General features: G+C 69.8%; 12 protein-coding genes. 6 read left to right on the top strand and 6 right to left on the bottom strand.

Going from position 1 to position 24,582, the window contains the following annotated elements; genetic code table 11:
- Positions 1–253: 253 nt before the first annotated feature.
- From M2421_RS12305 to M2421_RS12290, 4 genes are all read right to left on the bottom strand, one after another.
- The gene (locus M2421_RS12305; protein ID WP_259207043.1) at positions 254–3,097 is read right to left on the bottom strand and encodes a valine--tRNA ligase; all 2,844 of its coding nucleotides are present in this window, start codon (positions 3,095–3,097) and stop codon (positions 254–256) included.
- A 42-nt stretch (positions 3,098–3,139) separates the two neighbouring features.
- Entirely contained in the window at positions 3,140–3,328 is a 189-nt protein-coding gene (locus M2421_RS12300; RefSeq protein WP_259207041.1) for a YqaE/Pmp3 family membrane protein, read from the bottom strand.
- A gap of 45 nt (positions 3,329–3,373) precedes the next feature.
- Positions 3,374–3,799: a DNA polymerase III subunit chi gene (locus M2421_RS12295; RefSeq protein WP_259207039.1), complete on the bottom strand. Its 426-nt coding sequence runs from the start codon at positions 3,797–3,799 to the stop codon at positions 3,374–3,376.
- Positions 3,800–3,883: 84 nt separating this feature from the next.
- Entirely contained in the window at positions 3,884–5,368 is a 1,485-nt protein-coding gene (locus M2421_RS12290) for a leucyl aminopeptidase (protein ID WP_259207037.1), read from the bottom strand.
- Positions 5,369–5,472: 104 nt separating this feature from the next.
- Here M2421_RS12290 and lptF point away from each other — a divergent pair, with 104 nt between their 5' ends.
- Together lptF and lptG are read left to right on the top strand one after the other, a co-directional pair.
- A complete protein-coding gene (gene lptF, locus M2421_RS12285; RefSeq protein WP_259207035.1) occupies positions 5,473–6,552 on the top strand; it encodes an LPS export ABC transporter permease LptF in 1,080 nt (359 codons plus the stop codon).
- A complete protein-coding gene (gene lptG, locus M2421_RS12280) occupies positions 6,549–7,655 on the top strand; it encodes an LPS export ABC transporter permease LptG (protein ID WP_259207033.1) in 1,107 nt (368 codons plus the stop codon). Before lptF ends, lptG begins: the two co-directional genes overlap by 4 nt.
- Positions 7,656–7,680: 25 nt before the next feature.
- Here the strand turns inward: lptG and M2421_RS12275 are convergent, their stop codons facing one another.
- Positions 7,681–8,157 carry an RDD family protein gene (locus M2421_RS12275; protein WP_259207031.1) on the bottom strand — a complete coding sequence of 159 codons (477 nt, stop codon included), beginning with the start codon at positions 8,155–8,157 and terminating at the stop codon, positions 7,681–7,683.
- A gap of 70 nt (positions 8,158–8,227) precedes the next feature.
- Between M2421_RS12275 and xerD the strand changes: the two genes are divergently transcribed.
- Positions 8,228–9,205 carry a site-specific tyrosine recombinase XerD gene (gene xerD, locus M2421_RS12270; protein ID WP_259207029.1) on the top strand — a complete coding sequence of 326 codons (978 nt, stop codon included), beginning with the start codon at positions 8,228–8,230 and terminating at the stop codon, positions 9,203–9,205.
- Positions 9,206–9,312: 107 nt separating this feature from the next.
- Positions 9,313–10,107: a thioredoxin fold domain-containing protein gene (locus tag M2421_RS12265; protein ID WP_259207028.1), complete on the top strand. Its 795-nt coding sequence runs from the start codon at positions 9,313–9,315 to the stop codon at positions 10,105–10,107.
- Positions 10,108–10,178: 71 nt separating this feature from the next.
- Here the strand turns inward: M2421_RS12265 and M2421_RS12260 are convergent, their stop codons facing one another.
- The gene (locus M2421_RS12260) at positions 10,179–12,284 is read right to left on the bottom strand and encodes a glycosyl hydrolase family 18 protein (protein ID WP_259207025.1); all 2,106 of its coding nucleotides are present in this window, start codon (positions 12,282–12,284) and stop codon (positions 10,179–10,181) included.
- A 279-nt stretch (positions 12,285–12,563) separates the two neighbouring features.
- On the opposite strand from M2421_RS12260, the gene purL reads away from it, so the two are divergent.
- Both purL and M2421_RS12250 read left to right on the top strand, forming a co-directional pair.
- Complete coding sequence (gene purL, locus M2421_RS12255) at positions 12,564–16,448, top strand: phosphoribosylformylglycinamidine synthase (RefSeq protein ID WP_259207023.1); 3,885 nt, start codon at positions 12,564–12,566, stop codon at positions 16,446–16,448.
- Between the two features lie 450 nt (positions 16,449–16,898).
- A complete protein-coding gene (locus tag M2421_RS12250) occupies positions 16,899–24,464 on the top strand; it encodes an ESPR-type extended signal peptide-containing protein (RefSeq protein WP_259207021.1) in 7,566 nt (2,521 codons plus the stop codon).
- Positions 24,465–24,582: the final 118 nt, after the last annotated feature.

The raw sequence follows: 24,582 nt of genomic DNA, 5'->3' as shown, positions 1-24,582 counted from the left end.
TGGCGCCGCCGTCATCGACCGTCGGGGGATTGCCGCAGCTGCGCTGCGGCAGCCGAGCATGGCTCGGCTCTACCATCGGCGTCTTGCTTCGCTGGACACGTAGACCGGCCCGGGAGGCCGCCACGCATGGCGTGGCGCTACCCTCCAGCCGAGGCCCGCCTATCAGGTATCCGCGTAGAGCCACCCCATGGGTGGCTGCACGTAGACCGGGCCGGGAAGGCGCCACGCATGGCGTGGCGCGCTGCTCCCGTGCTTACAGCTTGGCGCGCTGCTCGACCAGGCCGGCCAGCTGCGCGGTCCACTCGACCAGGCGCACGCGCTCCTGCTCGACCACCGCCGCCGGCACCTTGTCGGTGAACTTGGCCAGCTTGGTCTCGCTCTTTTCCTTCTCCGACTCCACCCGGGCGATTTCCTTGTCCAGGCGGGCGCGTTCGGCACCCAGGTCGACCAGCCCTTCCAGCGGCACCAGCAGCTTGAGCTCGCCGACGATCGCCGCCGCGGCCGGCGGCGCGCTGGCCGCGTCATCCAGCCACTGGATGCTCTCCAGCTTCAGCAGGAACGACAGCGACGCGCTGTAGCGCTGCACGCGCGCACGGTCCAGTTCCAGCCCGCCGAGCAGGCGCAGCGGGACCAGCCTGGAGGGCGCCACGTTGAGCTCGCTGCGGACGCGGCGCAGGGCGCTGATCGTCCCCTTCAGCCACTCCACGTCGGCCTCGGCCTGGGCGAAATCGCCCGCGAACTCGGCGGCCGTGGGGTAGGGGCGCAGCGACAGGGTGGCCTCGGCCAGGCCAAGGCGCGGGGCCACCTGCTGCCACAGCTGCTCGGTGATGAACGGGGTCAGCGGGTGCAGCAGGCGCAGCAGCGCTTCGAGCACGTACAGCAGGGTGTGGCGGGTGCTGTCGGCATCGGCGGCGTCGCCGGCGTTGAGCGCCGGCTTGCTCAGCTCCAGGAACCAGTCGCAGAACTCGTTCCAGGCGAACTCATACAGGCACTGCGCCAGCAGGTCGAAGCGGTAGGTGGCGTAGTGGCCCTGCGCCTCGGCCGAGACCGCGGCCAGGCGCGCCAGGATCCAGCGTTCGGCATCGGTACGCGGCTTCGGCACGCCGGTGAAGCTGCTGCCCTCGGTGTTCATCAGGGTGAAGCGGCTGGCGTTCCAAAGCTTGTTGCAGAAATTCTTGTAGCCCTCGGCGCGGTTCATGTCGAACTTGATGTCGCGGCCGTGGGTGGCCAGCGCGGCGATGGTGAAGCGCAGCGCATCGGCACCGTGGGCGATGATGCCCTCGGGGAATTCCTTGCGGGTCGCCTTCTCGATCTTCTCCACCATGCGCGGCTGCATCAGCCCGCCGGTGCGCTTGGCCACCAGGTCGTCGATGCTGATGCCGTCGATGATGTCCAGCGGGTCGAGCACGTTGCCCTTGCTCTTGGACATCTTCTGGCCCTGGCCATCGCGGATCAGGCCCGTGAAATAGACGTCCTTGAACGGGATCTTCCCGGTCAGGTTGTCGGTGGCCATGATCATGCGCGCCACCCAGAAGAAGATGATGTCGAAGCCGGTGACCAGCACCGACGACGGCAGGTAGCGGTCGAAGCCGCGCTCGGCCATCGCCTGCGCGTTGGGCCAGCCCAGGGTGGAGAACGGCCACAGCTGCGAGGAGAACCACGTCTCCAGCACGTCGCTTTCCTGGCGCAGCACGACCTCGGTGCCGAGTGCGTTCTTCTCGCGCACCTCCGCTTCGCTGCGGCCCACGTAGCAGGTGCCCGTCGCGGCATCGAACCACGCCGGAATGCGGTGGCCCCACCACAGCTGGCGGCTGATGCACCAATCCTGGATGTTGGCCATCCAGTGGCGATAGGTGTTGATCCAGTTCGGTGGCACGAAGCCGATCGCGCCCGGCTGCCCATCGGTACCTTCGACGAGCTCCAGGCCACGCCGCGCCAGTTCGTCCATTTTCACGAACCACTGGTCGGTGAGGTACGGCTCGATCACCTGGCCGGTGCGGTCACCGCGGGGCACCTGCAGCTTGTGCGCCCTGGTCTCCACCAGGATGCCCAGGTCCTCCAGTTCGCCCAGCACGGCCTTGCGCGCCTCGTAGCGGTCCAGGCCCTGGAAGCGCTCCGGCGCGTTCTCGTTGATCGCCGCCACCGGGGTGAACAGGTTGATCATCGGCAGGTCGTGGCGCACGCCCACCTGGTAGTCGTTGAAGTCATGCGCGGGGGTGACCTTGACCACGCCGGTGCCGAACGCACGGTCGACGTAGTCGTCGGCGATCACCGGTACGCGGCGACCGGTCAGCGGCAGCACCACGTGCTTGCCGATCAGGTGCAGGTAGCGCTCGTCTTCGGGGTGCACCATCACCGCGGTGTCGCCCAGCAGGGTCTCCGGGCGGGTCGTGGCAACGACCAGGTAATCACGGGTTTCGCGCAGGGTTTCCACGCCATCGGCATCGCGCTCGACGTGCTCGTAGCTCAGCCCTTCGTCCAGCGTGTAGGCGATCGACCACAGGAAACCGTCTTCCTCGGCGCTCTCCACTTCCAGGTCGGAAATGGCGGTCTTCAGCACCGGGTCCCAGTTGACCAGGCGCTGGCCACGATAGATCAGGCCCTGTTCGTGCCAGCGCACGAAGGCTTCGATCACCGCTTCGGACGGTTGCGGGTCCATGGTGAAGGTGCTGCGCGACCAGTCGGCCGAGGTGCCGAGGCGGCGCATCTGGCGTTCGATGGTGTCGCCGGACTGCTGCTTCCACTCCCATACCTTGCCGATGAAGCCTTCGCGGCCCAGCGAGTCACGGGTCTCGCCCTTGCCTTCCAGCGCCAGGTTGCGGCTGACCACCATCTCGGTGGCGATGCCGGCGTGGTCGGTGCCCACCTGCCACAAGGTGTCGTAGCCGCGCATGCGGTGGTAACGCACCAGCGCGTCCATCAGGGTCTGCTGGAAGGCATGGCCCATGTGCAGCGTGCCGGTCACGTTCGGCGGCGGCAGCAGGATGGTGTACGGCTCGCCCTTGCCGGACGGCTTGAAATGGCCGGCCTTCTCCCACGAGTCGTACAACTCGGCTTCAAAGGAGGTGGGGTCGTAGCTGGAGGCGAGTTGGGTCATGCGGGAACCAGGATCGAAGACGGGAGATGGGGTTCCGGAAGATCAGCGGCCGAGGGCGCGCCGGATCTTCTGGTCGGTATGGAACTGCGAGACCGCATACGCGGCCCAGATGGCCGCGGGCAGCCAGCCGATCAGGGTGATCTGCAGGATCAGGCAGAGGATGCCTGCGAACGGGCGCCCGATGGTGAAGAAGGCGAACCAGGGAAAGATCAGGGCGATCAGCAGGCGCATCAAGGGCTCCGGTAGGCAGCGGCACCGCGGCGGGCGCCGCGCCGGTTACATGTCGTACTTGTTCAGGTCAAAGCCCAGGGCCTTGTACTGGCGCCAGCGCTCGCGCAGCGGTTCACGCGCTTCCGGGTCGGCCGGCACCACTTCCAGCACGCGGTCACACTCGGCCAGGTAGGGGTCGTCGCGCAGGTTGATCACCAGCGGACGCGCCGGGGCCGGGGTGCCGGGCACGGCGATCAGTACCAGGGCCTCCTCCTCGTCCATGTCTTCGCCGGCGATCTGATGCGGGATGTAGGCATCGTTGTCGAAGGCCCACAGCAGCTCGTCCAGCTCCTCGGCCTGGGCCTGGTCGCGTGCCAGCACCAAGGTGAACAGCCCGGCGTCATTGGCCTTGCGGGCCAGCTCGCAGACCAGGCGCAGGGGCTCGGTGAGGAAGCGGGGCTTGGCGATCAGGTAGAAATCAGCACGGGACATGGGCAGGCCAGGAACGGAGGGAAAGGCCCGGCGCGGGCCGGGCAGGACCGCGGCCGCCGTGCGGCGGCCGCGATCGGGACAGCATCAGGCGCGGGCGGCCTGGTCCAGCAGCCACTGGCTCAGCAGGCCGACCGGGCGACCGGTGGCCATGCCCCGCTTGCCTTCGTCGCTGGCGACGCCGGCGATGTCCAGGTGGGCCCAGCGCTGGCCGTCGGTGAAGCGCGACAGGAAGCAGCCGGCGGTGATGGCGCCGGCCCAGCGGCCGCCGATGTTGTAGACGTCGGCGAAGGTCGAATCCAGCATCGGCTGGTATTCGTCCCACAGCGGCATGCGCCAGGCGCGGTCGAACACGTGCTCGCCGGCGGCCAGCAGTTCGTTGGCCAGGTCGTCGTGCTTGGTCATCAGGCCGGCGGTCTGGTGGCCCAGGGCGACCACGCAGGCGCCGGTCAGGGTGGCCACGTCGACCAGCGCGGCCGGCTCGAAGCGCTGCGCGTAGGTGAGCGCGTCGCACAGGATCAGGCGGCCTTCGGCGTCGGTGTTGCCCACTTCGATGGTCTTGCCCGACATCGAGGTGATCACGTCCGAGGGACGGTAGGCATTGCCGTCGATGGCGTTCTCGACCGCCGGCACCACCACCACCAGGTTCAGCGGCAGCCTGGCGGTGACCGCCGCGACGAAGGTGCCGATGACGTTGGCGCCACCGCACATGTCGTACTTCATCTCTTCGATGCCGCCCTGGGTCTTCAGGTTGACGCCACCGGTATCGAAGGTGATGCCCTTGCCGACCAGCACGTAGGGCTTGGCGTCGCCGCCGTTGCGCCACTTCAGCACGATCATGCGCGGGCGGTTGGCCGAGCCGCGGGCCACGGCCAGCAGCGAGCCCATGCCCAGCGCTTCCATCTGCGCCTCGTCCAGGATCTCCGCCTCGGCACCATCATGGGCCTGGGCGAAGGCGACGGACGACTCGGCCAGGTAGGCCGGGGTGCAGACGTTCGGCGGCAGGTTGCCCAGCTCGCGGGCGTACTGCACGCCGGCGGCGATGGCCTGGCCCTGGGCCAGGGCCAGGGCCTCGGTGTCGCTGCCAGCGACCGCCAGGGTGGTCAGGCCGGGTTCGTCGACCTTCTTCTTGCCCAGCGTGGCGCTGTAGCGGTAGGCGGCGTGGTCGGCGGTGATGATCGCCTGGCGGATGTTCCAGGCCGCATCACGGCCCTTGACCTCCAGCTCGCTAAGGGTGAACAGCGCGTGGTGGTTGACCCCGGCCTTGAGCGCGCGGCTGGCATCGCCCACCGCCTTGAGGTACTGCGGCACGCCGAACTTGGCCGGCTCGCCCAGCCCGACCACCAGCACGCGCGGAGCGGTCACGCCCGGCAGGTCGTGCAGCAGCGTGGTGTTGCCGGTCTTGCCGCCGACGTCGCCGCGGGCCAGCAGGGCCGACAGGCGACCCCCGGCGGCGGTGTCCAGGGCCTGCGCCGCCGGGCTCAGGGTCTGGTCGGCGAAGGCGCCGACGATGACGCAATCGAACGCGGCCGAGGCCGGCGCTGCGTGGTTCAGGGTGAATTCCAGGGCCATTGATCAGATTCCGTTGGCAAATCCGTACAATCGCGAGCTGTTTACGTCCCGTCAGTAGACTGGGCAGCACCGCGAACGAATCCGAGAGTTTAAACCACCGCCCCATGTCGAAGCTCGATCGCTATCTCCTGCGTGATTTCGTCCAGAGTTTCCTGGCCACCCTCATCGTATTGCTGGTGGTGAGCGTCGGCGGTGTCCTGGTGGACATCCTCGGCAACATCGCCGATGGCCGGCTGCCCGCCCGCCTGCTGTTCTCCCAGCTGGGCCTGCAGTTCATCGTGTACATGCCGCTGATCCTGCCCCTGGCGCTGATGCTGGGCCTGCTGCTGGCCACGGCCCGCCTGTACCGGGACTCGGAAATGGCGGTGCTGACCGCCATCGGGGTGGGGCCCAAGCGGCTGCTGCGCCCGGTGCTGATGCTGGTGCTGCCGGTGGTGGCCCTGATCGGGCTGTGCTCGCTGTGGCTGGGGCCGTGGGCCGACCGCACCGGCGAGACCATGATCGAGGAAGCCAACCGCAGCGTGGTCATGGCCGGGCTGGAGTCGGGCAAGTTCACCACGCTGCCCAACGGCGGGGTGGTCTACCTGTCCTCGGTGTCGCCCGATGGCACACAGCTGGGCAAGGTGTTCATGCAGCGCCAGAAGGACGACCGCATCGAGGTGGTCTCGGCCGACCGCGGCCGGATGTTCTTCGAGGGCGCCCGCCAACGCTATCTGGAGCTGGAAGATGGCCACCAGGTGGAAGGGCCGGCCGCCGGCGCGCTGGACTACCGCCTGATGACCTTCGCGCGCAACGACGTGGCCATGCCCGACGGCGCCGATACCCGCGAGAAGGACGACCCGGAGCTGCTGCCGACCAGCCGGCTGTTCGGCGATGAACGCCCGGCCGCGCAGGCGCAGCTGCACTCGCGGATCACCCCGCCGCTGATCGCGCTGGCCTTCGCGCTGATGACCCTGCCGCTGGCGCGCAGCTCGCCGCGGCAACAGCGCTACGGCCGCATGATGCTGGCCTTCCTGGCCTACATGGTGGGCATGAACCTGATGTTCATCGGCACGCGCTGGATCGCCGATGGCAAATTGTCCGGCAGCGTCGGACTGTGGTGGCTGAGCCTGCCACTGCTGGCGCTGGCGATCTGGATGTACCTGCGTGATGGCAAGCTGTCGCGCCCGCGGAGGACCGCATGAAGCTTCGCCCGATGCGGTTTGACGTTTACCTGGGCCGGGCGGTGTTCAGCACCGTCCTGCTGACCTGGGCGGTGCTGGTGGGCCTGGACGTGGTGATGGCGTTCTCCGGCGAGTTCAAGGACGTGGGCAAGGGCAGCTATACGCTGGGCCATGCGGCGGCCTGGGTGCTGTACACGGTGCCGCGCCGGGCCTACACCTTCTTCCCGACGGCGGCTGTGATCGGCTCGCTGATGGGCCTGGGCCAGCTGGCGGCGACCTCCGAGTTGACCGCGCTGCGCGCGCTGGGCCTGTCGCGCAAGCGTCTGAGCGCATCGGTGGCGATCGCGCTGTCGTTGCTGACGGCGGTGATGGTGTTCAGCGGCGAGACGCTGGCGCCGTGGGCGCAGAGCCGTGCCGACGACATCAAGATGAGCGCCAAGTGGGGCAACAGCATGGCCGTGGCGCGTTACTCGGGCGTCTGGGCGCGCGAGGGCGATACGTTCCTCAATGCGGGCGCGGGCGATGAGCAGCTGTTGCCCGGTGGCGGGACCAAGCTGGTGCTGCGCGACGTGCGCCTGTACAAGATCGGCGACGATGGCCGGCTTGCCTCGTTGACCTATGCCGGGTCGGCCGAGCATGGCAGTGATGGCTGGGTGCTGAAGAAAGTGCGCCGGGATACCTTTGGCGAGCGTTCGGCCACGCGTGAAACGGTCGAGTCCGAGCCGTGGAATTCACGGCTGGATGCGGCGGCGCTGGCCAGCGGCATTTCCAAGCCGCGCAACCTGACCGCGATGGACCTGCGCACCAGCATCGAGTACCGCAAGCGCAACGGGCTGGATGCGCGCGATTACGAGGACATCTACTGGAGCCGCTGGTTCTACCCGGTCAACGTGCTGGCGCTGTGCCTGGCGGCGGTGCCGTTCGCCTTCGGCTCGCTGCGCAGCGGCGGCATGGGCAAGCGCCTGTTCCTGGGCATCCTGTTCGCACTGGGCTTCTGGCTGCTGCAGTTGTTCTTCGGGCGCATGGCCGGCGCGCTGAAGTTCGATTACCGCATTGCCTACGCGCTGCCACCGATCGTGATGCTGGCGGTGTCGGGGATGCTGTTCCGACGCAAGTCCGGATGAGGCCGGGCTGATCCCGGCGGCGGGATCAGCGCTTGGGCAGGCGCCGGATCCGGGTGCCGCTGGCACGGTCATGCCACGCCAGCCGGTGGCGGTCGATCAATGCCCACCACAGGCCGAGGCCACCGAGCAGGACCGAGAGCGTACCCACCGCATACCGCAGCCACAGCTGCCGGCGGGTCGGGGCGCTGCCATCGGGGTTGACCACCTGCAGCCGCCACGGGCGCATGCCCAGGGTCTGGCCGCCGCGGCGCCAGCTGAGCGTGGCGTACACGCCGGTGACGATCCAGCAGCACAGCCAGAGCACCCATTGCAGGGCGCTGAAGGCCGGGATGTTCTCGCGTTCGGCATGGCCGGACAGCGTATAGGCCACGGTGAACAGGGTGCCGACCAGCATCCACAGCGCCAGTGCCGGGAACAGGTCGTAGAGCAGGGCCAGCAGGCGCCACAGCAGCTGGCTGGCGGGGCGGTCGGTGCGCGCGGCGGGAGCGGGGGTGGTGGCCATCGGCCGAGCATACCTGTGCATCGGCGCGGCTTCGATGGCCGCGGCCGGCGTCGCTCCGTATGCTGGCGGCATGTCCGATGCCTCCACTCCCGCGCTGCGCCGCCAGTTGGTCCAGCAGCTTCCGCCGTTGCGCGATGACGACAACATCCTGATCCAGCGTTTCCTCGATGCGATCTGGGCCGAGCATGGCCTGGCGCGGGCCAGCCTGGACAGCTATCGGCGCGATCTGGAAGGGGTAGCGCGCTGGCGCGATGGGGCGGGCGGCGGGCTGGGGGCAATCGACCGCGCGGGGTTGTTCGACTACCTGGCCTGGCGGGCGCGGCATGGCTGGTCGCCGCGCAGCAACGCACGGCTGTTGTCGGCGCTGCGCGCGTTCTTCGCCGATGCGGTGCGCCGCGGTCAGCGCAACGAGGACCCCAGCGCCCTGCTGGATCCGCCGCAGTTGCCCCGCCTGCTGCCCAAGGCCTTGGCCGAGAGCCAGATCGACGCGCTGCTGGGCGCACCGGACGTGGAGACGCCCCTGGGCCTGCGCGACCGGGCGATGCTGGAGCTGATGTACGCGGCCGGCTTGCGGGTCAGCGAACTGGTGCAGTTGCCCGCCAACGCGGTCAACCTGCGCCAGGGCGTGCTGCGGGTGACCGGCAAGGGCAGCAAGGAGCGGCTGGTGCCGCTGGGCGAGGAGTCGCAGCACTGGCTGGAACGCTACCTGGCCGAGTCGCGGCCGTTGCTGGCCGGCAAGCGGGCGGTGCCGGTGGCCGCCGACGGCGCGGTGCCGATGTTCCTGGCCCCCTCGCTGGAGCCGCTCAGCCGCCAGCAGTTCTGGGGACTGGTCAAGAAGTACGCGGTGCTGGCCGGGATCGACCCGGTGCGGATCAGTCCGCATGGGTTGCGCCACAGCTTCGCCACCCATCTGCTCAACCGCGGCGCGGACCTGCGCGCGCTGCAGATGCTGCTGGGGCACAGTTCGCTGTCCACCACCCAGATCTACACCCTGGTGGCGCGTGAACACCTGCAGAAGCTGCACGCCAAGCACCACCCACGGGGCTGAGTGCGGTGGCGGGAGCCGCTGCACGTCACTGTTCCGTCGCGGTCCAGCTGCGGCGCCGGGTGGCTGTGCGAGAATCAGCGCTACCTTCTTTCCCCCCGGATCGCTCGATGCTCCGTGTTGCCTTTGCCGCGCTCCTCGGCGCGCTCAGCCTGACTGCCTGTGCGCAGCAGCCCTCCGCTCCGGCCGCCAGCAAGGGCGCCGCGGCCCCGGCCAGCACGGCCGCCTCGGCCGGCGGCACTGCCGACCAGCGCGTGCGCAGCGCGCTGCTGACCCTGGACCCGAAGTTCCAGCCGGACTTCATCGGTGCAGCGCCGTTCCCCGGCTTCCGCGAAGTGCTGGTCGGCGGCCAGGTGCTGTACGTGTCCGATGACGGGCGCTACCTGATGCAGTCCCAGCCCTACGACATCCAGAACAAGGCGCCGGTGAGCAGTGCGGGCCTGCTGTCCTACCGCCAGAAGCTGCTGGCGAAGGTGCCGCGAAGCGAGCGCATCGTGTTCGCCGCGCCCAATGCGAAGTACACGGTCAGCGTGTTCACCGATATCGAGTGCGGCTACTGCCGCAAGCTGCACCAGGACATCGCCGAGCTCAACCGCAACGGGATCAGCGTGGAATACCTCGCCTTCCCGCGCATGGGCCTGGGCAGCCAGGATTACACCGACATGATCTCGGTGTGGTGTGCCGACGACCGCAAGCAGGCGTTGACCGCGGCCAAGACCGGCAAGCCGGTCGCGCCGAAGAACTGCACCAACCCGGTGGCCATGCAGTACACGCTGGGCCAGCAGATCGGCGTCAACGGCACCCCGGCGATCTTCGCCGCCGATGGCACCCAGCTCGGTGGCTACGTCCCGCCGGCGCAGATGAAGGCCGCGCTGGAGCGGATCTCCGCCGGCGGCAGCCGCTGAAACCAACAACGCCCCGGCATGGCCGGGGCGTTGTCGTTACGGGGTAGGCCCGGTCAGGGGCCGGCGCCCGGTCAGTTCAGGCCGTCGCTGACCGCCTTGGTCAGCGTGCCCTGCGCATCATCGCCGCTGAACTCCCAGAAGAACGCGCCGCCCAGCCCCTGGGCCTTCACGTAGCCCATCTTCTCGGTGACCATCGCCGGGGTGTCGAAGCTCCAGAAGGTGGTGCCGTTGGAGATCCACGTGGCCTTGGCGACGGTGTCGGTATAGCCCGGCCAGGCCAGGTTCTTGAGCACCTTCCAGTCTTCGATGCCGGCCTCGTAAGTGCCCGGCGCCGCGCCGCTCGCGCTCTTGTACAGGCCGTTGTTGCCACTGGCCACGCCCGTCCAGCCACGCCCGTAGTAGCCGATGCCGAGGTTCAACTTGGACGCCGGCACACCGCGGCTGAGGAAGGCCTCCATCGCATCGTTGCTGTTGTAGAGCTTCTGGTCACCGGTGGACGGATCGGCCGGGGAATCGAACAACGCCGAGTGATGGTTGGTCTGCGGGTCCCACGCACCGTGGAAGTCGTAGGTCATCACGTTGATGAAGTCCAGGTACGGGTGGTACGCGGCCGGGTCGGTCACCCGCACCTTGTCGATGCCCGCGCCCACCGCCACCGTCAGCAACAACCCCGGACGCACCGCATCGAGCTGGCGGCGGAACTCGGCCAGCAGCGCGGTGTAGTTGGCGTTGTCGGCCGGGGTGCCGCAGCTCAGCCCGCAGGCCACCGGGTATTCCCAGTCGATGTCGATGCCGTCGAACACGCCGGCCGCCGCGCCCACGCCACCGGCGCCGTCGGTGACCGGCAGGTTGCCTTTGATGTAGGCATCGATGCACGAGGCCACGAAGGCCTGGCGGTTGGCCGGCTGTGCCGCGCTGGAGAAGCCGCGCGACCAGGTCCAGCCGCCCAGCGAGATCAGCACCTTCACGTTCGGGTGCTTGGCCTTGAGCTGCTTGAGCTGGTTCCAGTTGCCACGCAGCGGCTGGTCCCAGGTATCGGCGCCACCGCTCACGCTCTCGCCGGCACCGAAGGCCTTGGTGTAATCGGCGAAGGCGTCCCCGCCCACGCCGGTGTTCGGGTCCGAGGCCTGGGTGACGCCCACTTCGCAGCGGTTGTTGCGCACGTTGCCGAAGGCGTAGTTGATGTGGGTCAGGCGTGCGGCCGAGCCACTGGTGTCGATGTTCTTGACCCGGTAGTTGCGCCCGTAGATGCCCCACTGGGTGAAGTAGCCGATCACCCGCTTGGCACCGCCACCGCCGCCGCCGGCCGAGGTGGTCACGCTGATCGCGCCGCTCTGTGCCGAGGCGTTGCCGGCGTTGTCGCGCGCACGCACGGTGTAGGTGTACGCGGTGCTGGCGGTGAGGCCGCCATCGGTGTACTGGGTGGCGCTGGGCGAGCCGACCAGGCTGCCGTTGCGGTACACGTCGTAGCCGGCCACGCCGCTGCCGCCGCTGTTGTCGGTGGCCGCACTCCAGGCCAGGTTGACCGTGGTGGCGGTCTTCGACGGCGCAGCCAGCCCGCCGGGGACGCTGGGTGGGGTGGTGTCGTTGCTGGCCGCGGTGACGGTCACGCTGACCGTGGCCGAGGAGGTCACCGCGTTGTTGTTGTCGGTGGCCACCGCCTTGAAGGTGTGGCTGCCGGCGCTCGCGTTGGTCCACGTCACGCTGTACGGCGCGCTGGTGTCGATGCCCAGCGAGGTGCCGCCGCGGAAGAACTCCACCTTGCTCACGGTGCCATCGCTGTCGCTGGCGTTGGCACTGACGGTGATGCTGCTGCCGGCGCTGAAGCTGGCCCCGGCACTGGGCGAGGTCAGGCTGACGCTGGGCGGCTGGTTGCTGCCGCTGCCATCGCAGGCGCCGAGGTTGGTGTAGTACGGCGCACCGGCCGGGTGGTCGGGCGGGGCGTTCCAGATGTCCTGGTTGGCCCGGTACAGCACGCCGCCCTTCTGCAGGGTGGTGCCGGAGAGGTAGATCACCGCCGGGTTCCATTCCGGCGCGCCGGTACAGTTGGCGGCCAGCGCGAGGGTGGGCGTGGTGGCCGCCGTTGCCAGGGCCAGGGCCAGCAACCAGCGTTTGCGGCGGCCCGCCGCATGGAGGGATATCGATGTCACCGCACTGCGCATCATCGGGTCAGGCATGGTCTTACTCCGATCTAGTGATGGGCGCGGGCCGCCGGGTGGGGCGGCCCGCGTGCAGCAGGTCCGGGCGCCGGGGAGAGGCCGGCAACAGCAGGGGGCGGACAAGGACCTGGCCGTGGGCCAGGTGGTGATAACGTTGTCATGCATTCCCGGATCAATCCGTGAGCCAGCGCAAGGTTCGGCCGTGAAGACCGGGCCGGCCGCCTACCCGCCGGGGCAGCCCCGGGAGCGGACTTGGGTACAATGGTGGGCCCCGTTCCCAACCACGGTTCCCCGGACATGATGGTCCTCGAGGGCGCATCCGCCCTTTCGCCGTTCCGCCGCGAACGTCTTGAATCCCGCCTGCAGTCCCTGGCCGCCGATCTGCGCATCACCGGTGCCTGGCATGTCTACTTCATCCAGACCGAGGGCGATGCGGCCCCGGACCCGGCGATCCTGAGCCGGATCCTGGAGGCCCAGCCGGACCTGGCCGGGCGTGAGGACGGGGCCGTGTCGCGGTTCGTGGTCCCGCGGTTGGGCACGCTGTCGCCCTGGTCGAGCAAGGCCACCGAGCTGGTCCGCGGTGCCGGGCAGCCGATCCGCCGGGTGGAACGTGGCCTGCGCATCGACCTGGCCGGCTGGCCGGCCGATGCGGCCACGCAGGACGCGGTCAGCCGCGCGCTGCACGACCCGATGACCCAGTCCGTGCTGGCCCAGGCCGACCAGGCCCAGGCGCTGTTCAGCGCGCCGGCGCGCGGCGAGCTGGAACGCATCGCCCTGGACGACCTGGAAGCGGCCAACCGCCGCCTCGGCCTGGCCATGGCCCAGGACGAGATCGACTACCTGCGCCAGCGCTTCGGCGAACTGGGCCGGCAGCCGTCGGACGTGGAACTGATGATGTTCGCGCAGGCCAACTCCGAGCACTGCCGGCACAAGATCTTCAATGCCAGCTGGACCATCGACGGCGCCGACCAGTCGCATTCGCTGTTCCGGATGATCAAGAACACCCACCAGCAGACCCCGCAGCACACGTTGAGCGCGTACAGCGACAACGCGGCGGTGGTCGCCGGCTTCCCGGCCGCGCGCTATCGCCCGGACCCGGCCAGCGGCCAGTACCGCAGCGAGGCGGTGGTCGATTCGGCGTTCTGCATCAAGGTGGAAACGCACAACCACCCGACCGCGATCGCCCCGTTCCCGGGCGCGGCCACCGGTGCGGGCGGTGAGATCCGCGATGAAGGCGCGACCGGCCGCGGCGGCAAGCCCAAGGCCGGCCTGACCGGCTTCTCGGTCTCGCACCTGCGCATCCCGACCCTGCCGCAGCCGTGGGAGGCGCCGCGTGCGCTGAACCCGCGCATGGCCCCGGCGCTGGACATCATGCTGGACGGCCCGCTCGGCGGCGCTGCGTTCAACAACGAGTTCGGCCGCCCGAACCTGCTTGGCTACTTCCGCAGCTTCGAACTGCCGGAAGGGCAGGGCCTGACCCGCGCCTACGACAAGCCGATCATGCTGGCCGGTGGCCTCGGCGCCATCGACCAGAACCAGGTCGAGAAGCTGCGCCTGCAGCCCGGCGATGCGGTGATCGTGCTGGGTGGGCCGGCGATGCTGATCGGCCTGGGCGGCGGCGCCGCCAGTTCGGTGGCCTCCGGTGAAAGCGCCGAAGACCTCGATTTCGCCAGCGTGCAGCGCGACAACCCGGAAATGGAGCGGCGCTGCCAGGAAGTGATCGACCGCTGCGTCGCGCTCGGCCTGGACAACCCGATCCGCTGGTTCCACGACGTGGGTGCCGGTGGCCTGTCCAACGCGATTCCCGAGCTGCTGCACGACTCCGGCGTGGGCGGTGTGATCGACCTGGGCAAGGTACCCAGCGATGACCCGTCGCTGTCGCCGATGCAGTTGTGGTGCAACGAATCGCAGGAGCGCTACGTGCTCGGCGTGCCGCAGGCGCGCCTGGCCGAGTTCGCCGCCCTGTGCGCGCGCGAGCGCTGCCCGTTCGCCGCGGTCGGTGTCGCCACCGCTGAAGAGCGGCTGGTGGTGGCCTACGGCGCCACCGTGGACGCCATCCCGGCCGATGCGCCGATCGACCTGCCGATGGACGTGCTGTTCGGCAAGGCGCCGAAGATGCATCGCGATACCGCGCACCCGGCCGCCCCGCGCTGGCCGGCGTTGAAGACCGCCGGGCTGGACCTGCATGAAGCCGGCCTGCGCGTGCTGGCACACCCGTCGGTGGCCTCCAAGAACTTCCTGGTCACCATCGGCGACCGCAGCGTCGGCGGATTGACCGCACGCGAACAGATGATCGGCCCCTGGCAGTTGCCGCTGGCCAACGTCGCCATCACCCTGGCCGGGTTCGATACGCTGGCCGGTGAAGCGATGGCGATCGGCGAGCGCACCCCGCTGGCCCTGCTCGACGCGGCCGCCTCGGCGCGCATGGCCGTGGGTGAAGCGATCACCAACCTGTGCGCCGCCCCGGTGGATGCGCTGGAGACGGTGAAGCTGTCGGCCAACTGGATGGCGGCAGCCGGCCACGACGGCGAAGACGCGCTGCTGTACGACGCGGTGCGCGCGGTGGGCATGGAACTGTGCCCGCAGCTGGACCTGAGCATTCCGGTGGGCAAGGACTCGCTGTCGATGCAGGCGCAGTGGCAGGCCGACGGCCAGGCGCACAAGTCGGTGTCGCCGGTGTCGCTGGTGATCTCCGCCTTTGCTCCGGTCGCCGATGCCAGCGGCCAGCTCACCCCGCTGCTGGATCGCGACACCGACAGCGAGCTGTGGTTGATCGGCCTGGGTGCCGGCAAGCAGCGCCTGGGTGGCTCCATCCTGGCGCAGGTGCATGCCGACCACAGCGCACTGCCGGCATTCGCCGGCGCGGTGCCGGACCTGGACGATGCGCAGCGGCTGCGCGCGTTCTTCGAGCTGATCCGCGATGCGCGCCAGGCCGGCCTGCTGCTGGCGTACCACGACCGCAGCGACGGCGGCGCGTTCGCCGCGCTGTGCGAAATGGCCTTCGCCTCGCGGCTGGGCCTGGACATCACGCTGGATGCCTGGGGCGATGATCCGTTCCGCAGTCTGTTCAATGAAGAACTGGGCGCGGTGGTGCAGATCGCCAAGGAAGACCGCGCGGCCTTCGCCGACCTGGTCGAGCGCCACGCGCTGACCGAGTGCGCCCAGCGCATCGCCCGCCCGACCACCGCGCCGGTCGTGCGGGTGTCGCTGCAGGGCGAGAGCCTGGTCGAGTGGCGCTGGGAAGCGCTGTTCGATGCCTGGTGGTCGGTCACCCACGCCATGCAGAAGCTGCGCGACAACCCGGACAGCGCCGACCAGGAGCGTGCGGTCGCACGCAGCTTCAACGCGCCGGGCCTGAAGCCCAAGCTGACCTTCGATCTCAACGAAGACGTGGCGATGCCCTTCATCAACACCGGCGCGCGTCCGCGCGTGGCGGTGCTGCGCGAGCAGGGCGTCAACGGCCAGATCGAGATGGCCAACATCTTCGAACGTGCCGGCTTCGATGCGTTCGATGTGCACATGAGCGACCTGATCGACGGCCGCGTGGCCCTGTCCGATTTCACCGGCCTGGCCGCCTGCGGTGGTTTCAGCTACGGCGACGTGCTGGGTGCCGGCCGTGGCTGGGCGACCTCGGTGCTGGAGCGCAGCGCGCTCCGCGATGCCTTCGCGGCGTTCTTCGCGCGCGGGGACAGCTTCGCGCTGGGCGTGTGCAACGGCTGCCAGATGATGAGCCAGCTCAAGGACATCATCCCCGGTGCCGAGCACTGGCCGCAGTTCCGCCGCAACCGCAGCGAGCAGTTCGAGGCGCGCACGGCGTTGCTGGAAGTGGTGGAGTCGCCGTCGATCCTGCTGCGCGGCATGGCCGGCTCGCGCCTGCCGGTCGCGGTGGCGCACGGCGAAGGCCAGGCGGTGTTTGCCACGGCGGTCGACCAGGCCGCGGCACGCGTGTCGCTGCGCTACGTGGACGGCGACGGCAACGTGGCGACGCAGTACCCGCTCAATCCGAACGGCTCGCCCGACGGCATCACCGGCCTGACCAGCACCGACGGCCGGGTCACCATCATGATGCCGCACCCCGAACGCACGCCGCGCGCGCTCAACCTGAGCTGGCGTCCGAGTGACTGGCAGGGCGATTCGCCGTGGCTGCGGATGTTCCGCAACGCAAGAGTATGGTGCGGCTGATACGGCGCACGCTGCCGATGTCGATGCGATGAAAATCGCGTGAAGAAACCGCCGGTTCTGCCGGCGGTTTTTTTTTGCGTTCGGTGGAAAGTGATCGACAGCAATGAGTTACAGCGCGTTTCAATGTGAAACGGCGTTATGACCATTGCTCACATGAAGCTAACGAAATAAGCGTGTTTTCCGCCGGTTTTGTGACGCGCTTGGCGGTCAGGAGTTTTTCGAAGTCAAAGTCTTGACGTTGTTGGCACGGTGCGTTAACACTGATTGCTCATTTGGAAAGTGTTCAGTTCCACAGTAACCGCAGGGATGGCGCGTCCGCTGTACGTCTGTAACAAGCCATTCGGCACAACGCAGTAAATCAAGCGAGAAAACGCCCCCAGGGGACGTTGGACCACGTGGTCCGGCGTTGGCGTCGCTTTGCCTAAACCAGCCCACTCAGGAGTCGCATCGATGAATCGGATTTATCGCAAGGTCTGGAACAAAGCACTGGGGCAGATGGTCGTCGCCTCGGAATTGGCCAGCAGCCAGTCCGCCGGCGTGGTCATCGACCAGCGACGATCCACCGACACACGCGGCGCGTCGCTGCTGTCGGCCGCCATCGCGTTGACACTGGGGCTGGGCACGGCAGCGATCGCGCCGGCCGCGCACGCGCAATCGGTGGAAGTGGGCGGCAATGCCAATTGCGTGGTGCTCAACAGCGGCGTGATCGACAGCTGCGTGGTCGACGGCAACGCGACGGCCTCGGGCAGCAACGCGGTGGCGATCGGCAGCAACAGCACCGCCTCGGCCAGCAACAGCGTGGCGCTCGGTGCCGGCTCCAAGGCCAATCGTGCCAACACGGTGTCGGTGGGGGATGCCGGCAAGGAACGCCAGGTCACCAACGTGGCGGCCGGTACCGCGGCCACCGATGCGGTGAACAAGGCGCAGCTGGACAAGGTTGCGGTCGCCGCCGAAGGCGCGACCCGCTATTTCAAGGCCGATGGCGCGGGCAACAACAGCGACGCGGCGAAGATCGATGGTGACGGCGCCCTTGCCGCCGGTGCCGGAGCCACTGCCGACGGCGATGCCGCCACGGCCGTCGGCCAGGGCAGCCAGGCGCTGGCCAATGCCACCACGGCGGTGGGCAGCAGCGCGGTGGCTGCGGGCCTGGGCGCTAGTGCGTTCGGCCAGAACGCGCTGGCGCTCGGCGATGCCAGCACGGCCGTCGGGCAGAGTGCGGTGGCGTTCGGGCTGGGCGATGTCGCCCTTGGCGCGTCGGCGGTGGCCGCCAGCGAAAACGGCGCAGCGACCGCGATCGGCGGCCTGGCCGAAGCCAGCGCCGACGGTGCCACCGCGATCGGTGGCGGTGCGCTGGCCATCGGTGCGGGCAGCACGTCGCTGGGCCGCGGCGCAGGCAGCGGCGGCGAAGCCTCGGTGGCGGTTGGCGCGTTCAGCGTGGCCGTAGCCGATTTCAGCGCCGCGCTCGGTTCCAATTCCGCGGCCGTGGCCGTCGGCAGCGTGGCGCTCGGCGCCGGCTCCTACGCCGATCGCATCGACACGGTCTCGGTGGGCAACGGCGAAACCGGCCTGCGCCGCCAGATCACCAACGTGGCCGACGGCAGCGAAGCCAACGACGCGGTGAACAAATCCCAGCTCGATGCCGTGGGCGCGGTGGCGGCCACGACCAGTAAGTATTTCCAGGCCACCGGCACTGGCGAGAGCGATGTCGGCGCCTATGCCGACGGCGACAACGCCACTGCCATCGGTGAAGCGTCCAACGCGCTTGGCAATGGGGCCACCGCGCTGGGCAGTGGCGCCACGGCCGTGGCACAGAACGCCACCGCGGTCGGCTTCAACGCCGTGGCCAGTGGGCAGAACAGCGCCGCCTTCGGCAACAACGCGCAGGCCAACGGGCCGGGCAGCGTGGCCGTCGGTGGCGCGGCCGTGGATGCCGATGGCAACCCGCTGATCACCAACGGTGGCGTGCCGGTGGATACCGGTGCCACCAGTGCCGGCGTCGGCGGTACCGCCGTGGGGGCGAGCGCGGAAGCAGCGGGCTTCGCTTCGTCCTCCTACGGTGTGGGCGCGTACGCTGGCGGCGCGCAGTCGTCCGCCTTCGGCGCGGTGTCCAACGCCATTGGCGACTATTCCACCGCGGTCGGCACGCAGAGCGTGGCCACCGGCAACAGCAGCACCGCCATCGGTGGTCCGGCCGACCTGCTGCCGGGCCTGGGCTTCTTCGTGCAGACCCAGGCCAGTGGTGAAGCGGCGACCGCCGTGGGCGCCGGCGCCATCGCCAGTGGCGACTACGCCACCGCCAACGGCACCCTGACCGAGGCGTCGGGCACCGAAGCCACCGCCGTGGGCTATTTCGCCTACGCGCCGGGTGAGGGGGCCACCGCACTGGGCGCGGAAACCTGGGCCAGCGGCGAACTCAGCACCGCGGTCGGCTTCTATGCCACGGCACGCGGCGCGAACAGCGTTGCACTCGGCGCCAATTCCACCGCCACTCGCGCCAACACGGTGTCGGTCGGCGATGTCGGCAACGAACGCCAGATCACCCATGTGGCCGCCGGTACCGAGGCCACCGACGCGGTCAACAAGGCGCAGCTGGACGGCGTGGCCCAGGTGGCCAACGTCACCGCCAACCGCTTCAAGGCCAATGCCTCCGAGGACAGCGACGTGGGCGCCTTCGCCGAAGGCGATGGCGCGGTGGCTGCCGGTGAAGCGAGCAACGCGCTGGGAGCCGGCGCGGCCGCGCTCGGCAACGGGGCCAATGCGCTCGGCGATGACAGCGTGGCGGTCGGGCGCAATGTCAGTGCCAACGGCAATGGCAGCGTCGCCATCGGCGGTCTCGGCCAGGCCTATGACGAATTCAACCAGCCGCTGGTGGATACCGACGGCAATGCCGTCACCGTAGGCACTACTGCCGCGCAGGATGCCGTCGCCGTGGGCGCCGGCGCACTCGCCACGGGCACCACCAGCAACGCGTTCGGCAGCGGCGCACAGGCCACCGGCAACAACAGCCTGGCCGCTGGCTACAAGGCGCGCGCCACCGGCGACTACAGCGTCGCCCAGGGCGACAATGCCTTCGCCAGCGGTGAGGAAACCACCGCCACCGGTGCCTACGCATGGGCCACCGAAGACGGTGCCACCGCCTACGGCGCCAGTGCATGGGCCACCGCCGCCAACGGCACCGCGGTCGGCCAGTCGGCATGGGCCAGCGGGACCGGCTCCACCTCCATCGGCTACAACAGCTGGGCCCGTGGCAGCAGCGCCACCGCGCTCGGTCGCGGTGCGTTCGGCTACGGCGACAACAGCGTCGCGGTCGGCTTCCAGGCGCTGGGCAACAGCATCAACAGCATCGCCATCGGCACCAACGTGGTGGCCGGCGGCGAGAGCGCGATCGGCATCGGTGCGGGCAGCAATGCCAGTGCATCCAACGCGGTCGCCCTCGGCGCCGGATCGGTTGCCGACCGTGCCTACACCGTGTCGGTGGGCAGCGACACCCGCCAGCGCCAGATCACCCAGGTCGCCGCCGGTACCGAAGGCACGGACGCGGTGAACCTGGACCAGCTCAGCGACGCGACCGCGCAGTTCCAGGCCAGCGGCGACGGCGTGGCCGTGGCCGGCGGTGAGGAAAGCGTGGCCGCCGGGTCCAATGCCGCCACCGACGGCGACTACGCCACGGCGGTGGGCTCGGCCAGCTTCGCTGCCGGCAGCGGTGCCACCGCGCTGGGCAGCGGCGCGTTCGCATTGGCCGACAACGCCAGTGCGCTGGGCTTCAACGCGCTGGCCAGCGGCGCCAACGCGATCGCGGTCGGCGCCAACGCACAGGCCAGTGGCGAATACGCCACCGCGACCGGTGCCGAAAGCGAGGCTACCGGCGAGCAGAGCACCGCGACCGGTGCGGCCAGCATCGCCTCCGGCGCGGGCAGCCTGGCCGGCGGCGCGTTGTCCGAAGCGGCCGGCGAGGAGTCGGTCGCGCTGGGGTACTACAGCACCGCCAGCGGCCAGGGTGCCACCGCCGTGGGCGCTGAAAGCGTGGTCAGCGGTACCTTGTCGGCCGGCTATGGTTTCGGTGCCGAAGCCACTGCCGGTTACACCACCGCGATCGGCGGACTGGCCGTGGCCAGCGCCTTCAACGCCACCGCGCTGGGCAGCTTCGCCCAGGCCACCGGCTCCAACAGCGTGGCCGTGGGTGGCGATGCCGAGGCGTCCGGTGCGTACAGCACCGCCACCGGCCAGGGCAGCCTGGCCACGGGCACCAACAGCGTCGCCGTCGGCGGCTCGCTGTTCGGCCTGCTGGCCACCGAAGCCTCGGGCAATTACTCCACCGCCGTCGGTGGCGGGGCGTGGTCGCCGGGCTTGAACAGCACTGCGCTCGGCAACGCGGCCACCTCCAGTGGCGAGAACAGCGTTGCCCTCGGTGCCGATGCCATCGCCGACCGCGACGACAGCGTGTCGGTGGGCAGTGCCGGGGCGGAGCGCCAGATCACCAACGTCGCCGCCGGCACCGAAGGCACCGATGCGGTCAACCTCGACCAGCTCAACGCCGTGGCGGCCGCAGGCGAGGCGACCAGCAAGTATTTCCAGGCCAGCGGCAACGACAACAGCGATGCCGGCGCATACGTGGAAGGCGATGACGCACTCGCCGCGGGCGAAGCGGCCAACGCGATCGGCAACGGTGCCACCGCGTTGGGTGCCGGTGCCAATGCACTGGCCACCAGCGCCACGGCCGTGGGCACCGATGCCCTGGCCAGTGCCGAGGGTGCCGCCGCGCTGGGCAGCAATGCGCAGGCCAGTGGCGAGAACAGCGTGGCGCTGGGCAGCAATGCCAGCGCGAGCGAAATCGGGGCCAGCGCGGTCGGTGGCGGTGCCATCGCCAGCGGCGCCTATGCCACCGCCACGGGCGTTGAGTCGGCGGCCAGCGGCCAGCAGGCCACCGCCACCGGCTTCCGCAGCAGCGCCTCCGATGCCGGTGCCTCCGCGTTCGGCAGCTACAGCGAGGCCAGTGGCCGCCTGTCCAATGCCTTGGGTTACGGCGCCATCGCCTCCAACACGCTGGCCACTGCGGTCGGCACCTCGGCGACGGCCTCCGGTGCCAGTGCGGTCGCGCTGGGCGAATCCAGCGAAGCCACCGGCGATGAAAGCGTCGCCATCGGTGGGTCGACCTTCTTCGGCCTGATTCCGGCGCGTGCCAGCGGCACCGGTGCAGCGGCGTTCGGCGCCGGTGCCTGGGCCACCGACGACTACGCCACCGCGATCGGCTGGAACTCCTGGGCCGATGCGGCCAGCGCCACGGCGCTGGGTGCCAATGCGTCGGCCGAGGGCGTCAACAGCGTCGCCCTGGGCGCGGGCTCCAGCGCCGACCGCGACAATACCGTCTCGGTCGGCACGGCCACCGCACAGCGGCAGATCACCAACGTCGCTGCCGGTACCGAAGGCACCGATGCGGTCAACCTCAACCAGCTCGATGCCGTCGCCGAGGTGGCCGAGCAGACCAACCGCCACTTCAAGGCCTCCGGCAGCGGCAACGGCGATGACGTCGGCAGCTACGTCGACGGTGCCTATGCCACCGCCGCCGGTGAAGCGGCCAATGCCTTCGGCACCGGTGCATCGGCTTATGGCAGCGGCGCGCTGGCCTCCGGCCGCAATGCCTCGGCGTCCGGCTTCAACGCATCGGCCACCGCCGACTCGGCCACCGCCATCGGTGGTGCGCTGTACTACGAAGATGCCAACGGCAACGTGGTGCTCGACAAGGCCACCAGCGCCAGCGGGATCGGCGCCACCGCGCTCGGCGCGGGTGCGCAGGCGGTGGGGGTGTTCAGCACGGCCAGCGGCGCCGGTTCGACCGCAGCCGGCCTGCAGTCGTCGGCCTTCGGCTACAGCGCCGAAGCCGGCAGCGACTACAGCACGGCTATCGGCACCTTCAGTGCCGCCAGCGGCGTGCGCACCACCGCGCTCGGTTACGGTGCCGAGGCCAGCGGTGACTACGCCTCCGCACTGGGCTGGGGCAGCACCGCCTCGGGTGCCTATGCCAACGCGATCGGTTATGCCTCCCAGGCCAGCGGCGCCAACAGCGTCGCCGCCGGCTCCAACGCCTGGGCCACCGCTGCGCAGACCACTGCGGTCGGCCAGTTGGCGTGGGCGACCTCGGCCGGCTCCACCGCCATCGGCCAGGACAGCTATGCCTACAGCGGCATCAACGCCACCGCGGTGGGCAAGAGCTCCTCGGCCAGCGGCGCCGGCAGCGTCGCCCTGGGCGCCGGTGCGCGCACCAGCGAGGCCAACGTGGTCTCGGTGGGTGGCGGCAATGGAACCACCGGTCCGGCCACGCGCCGCATCACCAACGTCGGCGCGGCGGTCAACGCCAACGATGCGGTGAACAAGGCGCAGCTGGATAGCGTGGCGGCCACTGCCGATGCGGTCGGCAAGCACTTCCAGGCCAGCGGTAGCGGCGTGGCCACGGCCAGCGGCAGCGATGCGCTCGCCGCCGGCTCGGCGGCGACCGCCAGCGGCACCCGCAGCAGTGCGCTGGGCACCGCGGCGGTGGCCTCGGCGACCGGCGCCACCGCAGTGGGTGCCGATGCGTCGGCGCGCGGTGACAACAGCACGGTGCTGGGCCGCTCGGCCTCGACCAACGCGGTCAATGGCGTGGCGATCGGCAACGGCGCCTTCGCCAGCAATGGTGCCGGCAGCATTGCCATCGGTGCGGGCGCCGGCGTGTCCGGCGCCGGCGCGGTGGCGCTCGGCGCAGGCTCGCGTGCGGTGGAAGCGAACGTGGTCTCGGTGGGTGGCGGCAACGGCACCGATGGTCCGGCCACGCGCCGCATCGTCAACGTGGGCGCGGGCCGCATTGCTGCCGGCAGCACCGACGCGGTCACCGGTGGCCAGCTCAACACCACCAACCAGCGGGTCGGCGCGGTGGAAACCCGCGTGGGCGACATCGACGAGCGGATCGGCTCGGTCGAGAACGTCACCGCCAATGCGCTCGGCTACGACGACGCCAGCCGCGACAAGGTCACCTTGTCCGGCGTGCAGGGCACGGTGCTGGACAACGTGGGCAGCGGCGCGATCGCCTCGGGCAGTCGCCAGGCGATCAACGGTGGCCAGCTGTTCCAGTCGCTGTCCGATGCCGCCAGTTTCCTCGGCGGCGGTGCCAGCGTCGGCATGCAGGGCGTGTTCGTAGCGCCCAACTACGTGATCCAGGGCACGACGTACAACAACGTCGGCGATGCGCTGGGTGCGCTGGATCGCAAGGTCAGCGACCTCGACCAGCGCGTGGCCGGCAGCAGCACCGCCCGCGCCCGCGCGGCCGCACCGTCCACCGCCAGCCTGGCCAGCGCCTCGGTGGCCCGTGTGGATGAGGCGGTGGCAACGGCCAGCGTGCAGGGCACGCCGACCGCCGCCAGTGCCGGTGCGGCACAGGTGGTCAGCGCACCGGCGGCCGCTGCACCGACCGCGGTCAATGCGGTGGTGATGGGCGATGGCGCGGTCGCCACCGGCGCGTCGGCCACGGCGATCGGCCAGGGCGCCACCGCGACGGCCGCCAACTCGGTCGCGCTCGGCCAGGGCTCGGTCGCTGATCGGGCCGATACGGTGTCGGTGGGCAGTGTCGGTGCCGAACGCCAGGTGGCCAACGTGGCTGCCGGTACCTTGGCCACCGATGCGGTCAACAAGGGCCAGCTGGACGGCGGCATCGCCACGGCCAACAGCTACACCGACCAGCGCTTCGGCGCGATGGCCGACAGCTTCGATATCTACAAGGGCGAAATCGACCAGCGCCTGCGCCACCAGGATCGCCGCATCGACCGCCAGGGGGCGATGAGCGCGGCCATGCTCAACATGGCCACCAGCGCCGCCGGCGTCCGCACCCAGAACCGGGTCGGCGTGGGCGTGGGCTACCAGGGCGGTGAGTCGGCGCTGTCGCTGGGCTATCAGCGTGCGCTCAGCGAGCGCGCCACGGTGACCATCGGCGGTGCCTTCAGCAGCGATGACAGCTCGGTGGGCGTGGGTGCCGGCTTCGGCTGGTAAGCGGAACGTGGCAAGGCGTGGCCCGGTCGGGCCACGTCGCAAGCAATGCAAGGCCTGAGGGGGCGGGTCACGGGGACCCTGGCCAGGGCCGGCCAGGGAACTCGCATGGAATGTTGGC

Source organism: Stenotrophomonas sp. BIGb0135, assembly GCF_024810105.1.
Taxonomy (GTDB): domain Bacteria; phylum Pseudomonadota; class Gammaproteobacteria; order Xanthomonadales; family Xanthomonadaceae; genus Stenotrophomonas; species Stenotrophomonas maltophilia_AB.
This window is presented reverse-complemented; position numbering and strand designations above follow the sequence as displayed.